At 73.8% G+C, this 9,588-nt stretch carries 8 protein-coding genes; 2 read left to right on the plus strand and 6 right to left on the minus strand.

Going from position 1 to position 9,588, the window contains the following annotated elements:
- Positions 1-41: 41 nt before the first annotated feature.
- From ABT106_RS01420 to ABT106_RS01445, 6 genes are all read right to left on the minus strand, one after another.
- A complete protein-coding gene (locus ABT106_RS01420) occupies positions 42-566 on the minus strand; it encodes a GNAT family N-acetyltransferase (protein WP_351270589.1) in 525 nt (174 codons plus the stop codon).
- A 146-nt stretch (positions 567-712) separates the two neighbouring features.
- Positions 713-952: a hypothetical protein gene (locus ABT106_RS01425; RefSeq protein ID WP_351270592.1), complete on the minus strand. Its 240-nt coding sequence runs from the start codon at positions 950-952 to the stop codon at positions 713-715.
- Positions 949-2,529: an amidohydrolase gene (locus tag ABT106_RS01430; protein ID WP_351270595.1), complete on the minus strand. Its 1,581-nt coding sequence runs from the start codon at positions 2,527-2,529 to the stop codon at positions 949-951. Before ABT106_RS01430 ends, ABT106_RS01425 begins: the two co-directional genes overlap by 4 nt.
- A gap of 12 nt (positions 2,530-2,541) precedes the next feature.
- Positions 2,542-3,372, minus strand: coding sequence for an ABC transporter ATP-binding protein (locus ABT106_RS01435; RefSeq protein ID WP_351270598.1), 831 nt, complete (start codon positions 3,370-3,372; stop codon positions 2,542-2,544).
- Positions 3,369-4,511, minus strand: a complete 1,143-nt coding sequence (locus ABT106_RS01440) for a FecCD family ABC transporter permease (RefSeq protein ID WP_502979147.1) — start codon at positions 4,509-4,511, stop codon at positions 3,369-3,371. The genes ABT106_RS01435 and ABT106_RS01440 overlap by 4 nt, the downstream gene beginning before the upstream one ends.
- A complete protein-coding gene (locus tag ABT106_RS01445) occupies positions 4,508-5,575 on the minus strand; it encodes a FecCD family ABC transporter permease (protein ID WP_351270601.1) in 1,068 nt (355 codons plus the stop codon). The genes ABT106_RS01440 and ABT106_RS01445 overlap by 4 nt, the downstream gene beginning before the upstream one ends.
- Before the next feature lie 209 nt (positions 5,576-5,784).
- Here ABT106_RS01445 and ABT106_RS01450 point away from each other — a divergent pair, with 209 nt between their 5' ends.
- Entirely contained in the window at positions 5,785-7,482 is a 1,698-nt protein-coding gene (locus ABT106_RS01450; protein ID WP_351270604.1) for an ABC transporter ATP-binding protein, read from the plus strand.
- Entirely contained in the window at positions 7,479-9,389 is a 1,911-nt protein-coding gene (locus ABT106_RS01455; protein ID WP_502979149.1) for an ABC transporter ATP-binding protein, read from the plus strand. The genes ABT106_RS01450 and ABT106_RS01455 overlap by 4 nt, the downstream gene beginning before the upstream one ends.
- Positions 9,390-9,588: the final 199 nt, after the last annotated feature.

Below are 9,588 nucleotides of genomic sequence, written 5' to 3' on the forward strand. Positions count from 1 at the left end.
CCCACGGGGACGCCCGGCCCGCACCCGTACCCGGGTGCCCGTCAGAGGGCGCGGGCGAGGATCCGCGAGTTCCGCCGGGGAGAGAGCGAGTTCGCCCAGTCCGCCGGGGCCCGGCCCGCGTCGGCCGGGGCGAAGCCGTGCCGGAGGAACAGCGCGCCGCCTCCCGTCGTCGCGGTGAACAGAGACGTCAGACCGAGGGAGTTCGCGCGGAGCAGCGCGCCGCGCAGGAGCATCGCCCCGATGCCGCGGCCCTGACTGCGGGGGGCTACGCAGAAGTTGTACAGGACCCCGGCGGGCCCGTGGCCGCGCGCCGGGTCGGCCGGGTGGACACCGAGGCCCAGGCAGCCTTCGAGCGTCCCGTCGGTGGCCTCCACGAGGAGGAAGTCGGCCGCGTCCGCAAGGTAGCGGGAGAAGGGGCGCGCACGCAGCGCACCGGACCGCACGAACGGCCGGGACAGCGCGGAGAGGGCGGCGGCGTCCCGGGGTTTCGCGGTGCGGACGGGAAGGGCGGCGGGCAGGGGGGTGCGGGCGGACCGGGGGGCGGTCCGCGGAGTGGCCGTGATCAAGGGTTCCCTTTCCTTACGGCTCCAGCACGCGCGGAAGGCGGCAGGATCGCCGCACCACTGGAGCCATCAACTAAGGTTAGCCTTACTTAAGCTGACGGACCAAACCCCGCACCCGTCCCCGGCCGGGCCCGCGGCCCGTCCGGCCCCTACGCGCAGGGGCGGCCCGGATAGTCACGGCTCTCCGGCACACCGGCGTCGCGCATCCTGCGCAGCACCTCGGAACGGATCGCGTCCTCGTCGATGTGGACGGGGCAGTTGATCTCCCGGTCGAAGACCATGGTCTCCTCGCCCAGGTCCCAGATGACCCAGCGGAGTTCGTCCTCGGGCTCCTGCCACAGGTAGGCGAACGCCTCGGCCCGCGCGGCGGTCTCCGTGCGCGCGCTCACAGCGGATTCGGCCCTTGCGTCTTCAGGCCGTCCACATAGGTGGCCACCACCTCGATGTCACCGATGCGCGAGGTGGCGACGCGCCGCGGATCGTCGCCCAGTACCACCAGGTCGGCGCGCTTGCCCGGGGCGAGGCTGCCGGCGGCGCCGTCCCAGTGGCAGGCGTACGCCCCGGCGACCGTGTACGCGTACAGGGCCTCGTCCACCGTGATGCCCTCGTCCGGGCCGATGGACCGGCCCGACGACGAGGCGCGCTCGACCATGAACTGGACGGCCCGCAGCGGTGAACCGTCGGTGACGGGGCGGTCGGAGCTGCCGACCAGGGTGACACCGTGGTCGAGGAAGCCGCGGCCCCGGTACAGCCAGGGGGCCCGCTCCTCCCCCATGACGGCGGCGTAGTCGTCGCCGAAGGAGCGCAGGAAGTTCGGCTGGACCACCGCGCTCACCCCGAGCCGCGCGAACCGCGGGAGCTGGTCGGGCCGGATCAGGCCGGCGTGTTCGACGCGGTGCCGGGCGCCGGGGCGCGGCCGCAGGCGCTGGGCGCGTTCGATGGCGTCGAGGGCGAGGTCGGCGGCGCGGTCGCCGATGGCGTGGACGGCGAGCTGCCATCCGGCGAGGTGACCGTCGACGATGGTGCCGGCGAGGCGTTCCGGATCGTCCTGGAGCTGCCCGGCGTGCTCCGAGCCCTGGTACGGGCTGGTGAGCGCGGCCGTACGGGCCATCATCCCGCCGTCGGTGTAGATCTTGAGCGCGCCGAGGGAGAGCCAGTCGTCGCCGAAGCCGGTGCGCATGCCGAGGTCGAGGGCGCGGGGAATGCCGTCGGAGGTCTGCGGCGTGACGGGCCGCAGCGTGTCGGCGGCCGCCATGAGCTGCACCCGCAGCGGCAGCCGGCCCTGGTCGCGCAGGAGTTGGTACGCCCCGAGCTCCACCGTGCTGTGTCCCAGCAGACCGCCGCCGATGCCCGCCTCGGCGCAGGCCGTGACCCCCTCGGCCAGGCAGGCCCGTGCGGCGCGCTCGACGGCGTCCGCGAGTTCCGTCTGCGCGTACGGCGGCCGCAGCGCGCGGGCGGCGCTCATGGCGCCCTCGGCGAGGAAGCCGTTCTCGTGCGGGACGTGGGCGGGGAGCCGGTCCAGCACGGCGCTGTTGACCACGCAGGCGTGTCCGGAGTCGTGCATCAGGAACACCGGGTGGCCGCCGCTGACCCGGTCCAGTTCGGCGGCGGTCAGGTGGCGGCCCAGCCCCCGCTGGTCGTAGCCGGCGACGTCCACCCAGGCGCCGGGCACGCTCTGCCGGGAGACGGCCTCCGCGACGACCGCCAGGGCGTCGTCGATCCGCGTGCACGGTGCGACGCTCGGGGTGCCCGCCTTCAGGCCCGTCCACGCGAGGTGCACGTGACTGTCGATGAACCCGGGCAGCACGGTGGCGCCCTGGAGGTCGATCACCTCGCGCGCGGGGAGCGAGGTCACCGCCTCGTCCAGACCCACGATCCGGCCGTGCCAGATGCCCAGGTCGTGGGCGACCGGGTGGTCCGGGTCCATCGTGAGGATGTTCGCGTTCGTCAGGCGGGTGGTGAGCATGCGGGTCCGTCCCTAGGAAGTGGCGGGTGCGGCGGTCCGCTTGCGGGCGGTGGGCACCATCAGGGGCGTGCCGGTCTCGGGGTCCTCGATGATCCGGCACGACAGGCCGAACACGTCCTCGATCAGCTCCTCGGTCATGATCTGCGAGGGGTCGCCCTCGGCCGCGACGATGCCGCCCGGCTTCATCACCACGAGGTGGGTGGCGTAGCGGCAGGCCTGGTTGAGGTCGTGGAGGACCGCGACGATCGTGTGGCCCTTGTGCTCGTGCAGATCGGCGCACAGGTCGAGCACCTCGACCTGGTGGGCGATGTCGAGGTAGGTCGTCGGTTCGTCCAGCAGCAGGATGGACGTCTGCTGCGCCAGCACCATGGACAGCCAGACGCGTTGCCGCTGGCCGCCGGAGAGGTCGTCGACGGGCCGGTCGGCGAGGGCGAGCACGCCGGTCTGGCGCATCGCCTCGGCGACCGCGGACTCGTCCTCGGCGGACCACTGCTTCAGCAGTTTCTGGTGCGGATAGCGGCCGCGGGCCACCAGGTCGCCCACGGTGATGCCGCCCGGCGCGGTCGAGGACTGCGGGAGCAGGCCGAGCCGGCGGGCGACCTCGCGGGACCGGTAGGACGCGATGGCGGCCCCGTCGAGGTAGACCTCGCCGGCCTGGGGCTTGATCATTCTGGCCAGCGCCTTGAGCAGGGTGGACTTCCCGCAGGCGTTGGGCCCGATGATCACCGTGAAGGAGTGGTCGGGGATGACCACGTCCAGGGAGGCGGCCACGGTCCGCTGGTCGTAGGACAGGGTCAGGTCCTCGGCCCTCAGTCGGGCCGTGGGGCGAAGGGTTCCAGTCATGCGCGGCTCTTTCGTGACTCCGTGACCAACAGCCAGATGAGGTACAGGCCGCCGATGGTGCCGGTCGCCGTGCCCACCGGCAGGAGGGCGGGAGAGAAGACGCGCTGGACGGCGAGGTCGCTTCCGGCCAGCAGGACCGCGCCCATCGCCGCGGCCGGAACCAGGGCGGGGCCGGACGAACGGGTGAGTTTCCGGGCGATCTGGGGGGCCGCGAGGGCGACGAACCAGATGGGCCCGGTCACCGCGGTGGCGAACGCCGCCAGCGCGACGCTGATGAGGAGCAGGGCCGTACGGCTGGCGCGTACGTTGACGCCGAGCGCCCTGGCCGTGTCGTCACCCATCTCCACCATGGAGAGCCGCCGGGCGAACAGCAGGGCGAGCGGGAGCAGTACGGCGACGGCGGTGCCGATCGCGGTGGCTTGGTCCCAGCCCCGGTTTCCCAGGCTGCCGATCAGCCAGGCCTGGGCCTCCAGCGCCTCCTGCCAGCTCGCCCGGGTGATCAGGTACGAGTTGGCGGCGAGCAGCAGGGAGCTGACCCCGATGCCGATGACGACGAGCCGGAAGCCCTGGAGCCCGCCGCCGACGACGAGGAGGTAGATGGCCGCGGCGGTGAGGAGTCCGCCGACGAGCGCCCCGATCGCGATCTGGGTCATGCTGCCGTGCAGGACGACGATGACGACGAGGGCTCCGGTCGCCGACCCGTTGGTGAAGCCGATGATGTCGGGGCTGCCCAGCGGGTTCGCTGTCAGGCTCTGCAGGATGGCGCCGCTGACGGCCAGGGCCGCCCCGACGCACAGGGCCGTCACGAGCCGTGGCATGCGCAGCGTGTTGACGACGAAGTCGGCCGCGCCGCCGCCGCTGCCGAAGAGCGCCTCCAGCACCTCGCCGACGGACAGGTCGAAGTCTCCCGTCGTCAGGGTGATCCCCATGACGGCGACGAGGACGACCAGCAGGATGACGGTCACGGCCACGGTGCGGCCCTGCATCCGCAGGGAGTACCGGCCGCCCCGGGTGCGCAGGACCGAGCCGCTCAGGATGCGGGGGCCGGGCACGTGGGCGGCGGCGGTACGGGACGCGTGGTCCTCGCCGGTACGGGACTCGGGGGCGACGGCGGTGTCGGCGTCGTGTGCGGCACTCACAGCATGACCAGCTTTCGGCGGCGGCACAGCGCGATGAACAGGGGTGCGCCGAGGAACGCGGTGACGATGCCGACCTGGATCTCGCCGGGCGCTCCGAGCACCCGGCCCAGCACGTCCGAACCGATCAGCAGGACGGGCGCGATGAGCATCGAGTACGCGAGCACCCAGCGCTGGTCGGGTCCCACCACGAACCGGGCCACGTGCGGAACGGCCAGGCCCACGAAGCCGATCGGGCCCGCGGCGGCGGTCGCCGCGCCGCAGAGCAGCATCACCGCGAGGGCGCCCAGCACGCGGGTCCGGGTGACGTTCACCCCGAGGGCCCGGCCGACGTCGTCGCCCATGCCCAGGGCGTTGAGCGAGGGCGCCAGCAGGAGGGCGACGAGCAGCCCCGCGGCGACGAACGGCAAGATCACGTAGAGGAAGTCGAGGTCGCGGCCCGAGAGGGAGCCGACCGTCCAGAACCTGAACTTGTTGAACGCCTGGGGATTGAGCAGCAGGACGGCCGTGTTGAAGGCGGTGAGCACCGCCGTGACGGCGGCGCCCGCGACGACCAGCCGGTCGGGCGTGGCCAGCGACCGGCCGGAGGAGCCCAGCAGGTAGACCACCACCGAGGCGATGGCGGCGCCCGCGAACGCGAACCAGACGTAGCCCAGGGCCGCGCCGACGCCGAGGAAGGCGATGGCCACGACCACGCCGGTGGAGGCGCCGAGGCTCACGCCGAGCAGGCCGGGGTCGGCGAGCGGGTTGCGGGTCAGTGCCTGCATCAGCGCACCGGACAGGCCCAGGGCCACGCCCACGGTGAGGCCGAGGAGGGTACGGGGGATGCGGTACTCGTGGATGATGACCGAGACCTGCGACCCGTCGGGGTGCCACAGCACGCTCCAAGTCGACAGGAACGGGATCCCCTTGGTGCCGACCCACACGCTGAGCAGTCCGGTCAGGACCAGTGCGGCGAGCCCGATGAGAAGGCCCGCCGTCCGTACGGCCGTCACGGACCGGGACGTCGACGGCGCGATCGGACCGGCGGCCTCGCTTCCGGACGCCGCCCGGGTTTCGATCAACAACAGCGACTCTCCCTGGCGGCATCGCACCGGTATGAGAACAGGACGTACGGATCAAAGGATACTTAGGTAACCCTAAGCGAATCCGCCCTACACGGTCAACGTGTCGACACATGGCACAAGTAGGGCATCCGGACCTCCGCGCGGAACGCGGGCGGAAGCCTGCTTAGACTAGCCTTACCTAACCATCAGACCATCTCGCGGAGGAACGCATGCTCGACGGAGGACCGACGGGGAGCCAAGTCCTCCGGAAGGCGGTCGGGGGTCAGCGACGCCGTGTCACGACGGCCTCGTTGCTCGGCATGGCGCACCAGGGCTGCGAGGCCCTGGTGCCCGTGGTCATAGGCGTCATCATCGACCAGGCGGTGGCGACCGGCGCCACCGGGCCCCTGCTGCGCTGGCTCCTCGTCCTCGCCGCGCTCTTCTTCGCCCTGTCCACCTGCTACCGGATCGCCGCCAGGATCACCGACGGCTCCGCCGAGCACGCCTCCCACGGCCTGCGCCTCACCCTGGGCGCCAAGGTGCTCGACCCGCGCGGCGGCGCCGACAAGGGCCGGCTGCCCGGCGCGCTCACCGCCATCGCCACGGGAGACGCGACCCGGGTGGGCGCGACCGCCGCCGCGGTGACGTACGCCCTGTCGGCGACCGCCGGCCTCGTCATCAGCGCGGTGGCACTGCTGCGCATCTCGCTGCCGCTGGGCCTGCTGATCCTGCTCGGCGTCCCGCCGCTGCTGTGGCTGGGCCACCTCATCAGCCGGCCGCTCGAAGAGCGCAGCGAGGTCGAACAGGACCGCGCCGCGCACGCGTCGGGCGTCGCCGCCGACCTCGTCGCGGGGCTGCGGGTGCTCAAGGGCATGGGCGCCGAGGCCGCCGCGGTGTCCCGCTACCGGCGCACGAGCCAGGACTCGCTGGCCGCGGCCCTGCGGGCCGCCCGCAGCCGCGCCTGGCACGACGGTGCGATCCTCGCCCTCACCGGAACCTTCATCGCGATCATCGGACTGGTCGGCGCGCACCTGGCGATGCGCGGCTCGATCAGCGTCGGCGAGCTCGTCGCGGCCGTCGGCCTCGCCCAGTACCTGCTGGGTCCGTTCCAGCTCCTCACCTACGTCAACGGCGAGTTCGCCCAGGGCCGCGCCTCCGCGGACCGGATCGCCGAGGTGCTCGCCTCGCCGCCCGCCGTCACGGCGGGGACGACCGCGCTGCCGGAACCGGTCACCGGCCGCGTCCGGCTGCGCGGCGTCACGTACGGGGCGCTGCGCGGGCTGGACCTCGACGTCGCGCCCGGCAGCCTGATCGGCGTCGTCGCCGGTGACCCGGCCGCCGCCAACGACCTGCTGCTGTGCCTGGGCCGCGAAGCGGACCCCGACGACGGGGTGATCGAGCTGGACGGCGTACCGCTGACCGAGCTGGACCCCGGCGAAGCGCGCCGGGCCATCCTGGTCGCCCACCACGACGCCGACCTGTTCGAAGGCAGCCTCCTCGACAACGTACGGGCCGCGATGGCCCCCGGCGCGCGGGACGCCGGACCGGCGCTGGCCGCCGCGGCGGCGGACGACGTCGCGCGGGCCCTGCCCCGGGGCGCGGACACCGTACTCACCGAACGCGGCCGCTCCCTGTCCGGCGGGCAGCGCCAGCGCGTGGCCCTGGCACGGGCGCTCGCCGCGGACCCCCCGGTCCTGGTCGTCCACGATCCGACCACCGCCGTCGACACCGTCACGGAGTCGCACATCGCCGCCCGCCTGCGGCTCCTGCGCCCCGGCCGCACCACCTTCCTGGTCACCACGAGCCCCGCCCTGCTCGCCGGAACCGACCTGGTCGTGGTCCTCGACAGCGGCGCCGTCGCCGCGCGGGGCCGCCATCAGGACCTGGTCGCCGACGACACGGCCTACCGCGCGGCGGTGCTGGCATGACCGATCCCCACACGATCGACAGCGCGCCCGATGCGGGCGCGGGCACCGAAGACGCGGCCAGCGAAGGACGGACGATGAGCGGACCGAGCACCCCGGAGCGCGAGCTGCTGCCCACGGCCACCGGGGCGCAGACCGTCGCCGTCCTCGGCACCCTGCTCCGCGGGCACCGCCTGCTGGCCGCCACCGCGCTGGCCGTGCTGGTCCTGGGGACGGGCGTCGGCCTGCTGACCGCCCCGTTGCTCGGGCGCATCGTCGACCTCGTCGTCGAGCAGCGCGGCCCCGCCTCGCTGACCGTGCCGATGATCCTGCTCCTCGTGGTGGCGGTGGCCCGCGGCGTCGCCACCGCGATCGGCAGCTCCCTCGTCGCCCGGCTCGGCGAGACGATCCTCGCGAGCCTGCGCGAGCGGTTCATCGCGCGGGCCCTGCGGCTGCCCCTCGAACGCGTCGAGAAGGCGGGTTCCGGAGACCTCACCTCGCGGGTCACCCAGGACGTGACCGTCATCGCGCGGGCGGTGCGCCAGGCCCTGCCCGAGTTCGCGGGCGCCCTGCTCACCATCGCGCTGACGCTGGTCGGCCTGACGGTACTGGACTGGCGGTTCCTGGTGGCCGTCCTGCTCGCCGTGCCGGTCCACGTCCTGTCCGTGCGCTGGTACATCCCCCGCGCCTCGAAGGTGTACGCCGAGCACCGTGTGGCGACGGGCGCCCTGCAGCACCAGCTCCTCGACAGCATCGGCGGCGTCCGCACCGTCCGGGCGTTCCGCCTGGGCGACCGGCACGCGCGGCTCCTCGAACAGCGGTCCCGGGAGGCCGTCGACCTCGCACTGCGCGGCATCCGGCTCGTGTCCGGGTTCTTCTCGCGGCTCAACCTCGCCGAGTTCATCGGCCTGGCGGCGGTCCTGCTGACGGGGTTCTTCCTCGTCGACAACGGTTCGGTGAGCATCGGCACGGCGACCGCGGCCGCGCTCTACTTCCACAGCCTCTTCAACCCCGTCAACGCCGCGCTCTTCCTCATCGACGAGGCCCAGTCGGCCGGCGCGAGCCTGGCCCGCCTGGTCGGCGTGTCCGACCTGCCGGCCGAGCCGGAGGCCGGGGAACGGGACGTACGGATGGCCGGATCGGTGGAGGTCCGCGGCCTGAACCACGCGTACGTCCCCGGGCACCCGGTCCTGCGGGACGTCGACCTGGAAGTGCGCGACGGCGAGCGGGTGGCGCTGGTCGGCGCGAGCGGCGCCGGGAAGACCACCCTCGCGAAGCTGATCGCCGGCGTCCACGACCCGTCGGGCGGCTCGATCCGCCTCGGTGGCGTGGACACGCGGGAGCTGGGCCCCGGCGGGATCCGGCGGGTGGTGACGCTGATCAGCCAGGAGGTCCACGTGTTCGCCGGACCGCTCCGCGAGGACATGCGGCTGGCCCGCCCGGAGGCCACCGAGGAGGAACTCCGCGCGGCACTCGACCGGGTGGGCGCGCTGGACTGGGCGCTGGCCCTCCCGGAAGGTCTGGACACGGTGGTCGGCGAGGGCGGGCACCGGCTCACGGTGACCCAGGCCCAGCACCTGGCCCTGGCCCGTCTCGTCCTCGCCGACCCGCCGGTGGCGATCCTGGACGAGGCCACCGCCGACGCCGGCAGCGCGGGCGCCCGCGTACTGGAAACGGCCGCGCTGCGGGCCCTGGAAGGGCGTACGGGGCTGATGGTGGCCCACCGGCTGCCGCAGGCCGCGACCGCCGACCGCATCGTCGTCCTCGACCAGGGGCGGGTCGTGGAAACCGGCACACACGACGAACTCGTCGCGGCGGGCGGGCGGTACGCCGACCTCTGGGCCGCCTGGTCCGCCAGCCGTCGGGAGCCGCGGGACGCGACGCTGCCCGGGCCCCGGAAGACCGCGCCGCCGGCCACGTCGGCCCACTGAGCCGACGCCCGGCCGTACGGCCCGGCTGAACCGCAACCCGTACGACCGCACCCGGCCCGCGCCGTGTGCCGTCCGCCCGCCCGGCATCCGCCGGAGCCGGAGGACGGCACACGGCGCTTTCCCGTACCGGCGAAGCGGCGAAGCCGCGCCCGCGCGTTCCCGTTGCGTTCCCGCGGGTCCCCCGGCCGGACGGCAACGG

This window comes from Streptomyces sp. NPDC002044, from assembly GCF_040296725.1.
Lineage (GTDB): Bacteria > Actinomycetota > Actinomycetes > Streptomycetales > Streptomycetaceae > Streptomyces > Streptomyces antarcticus.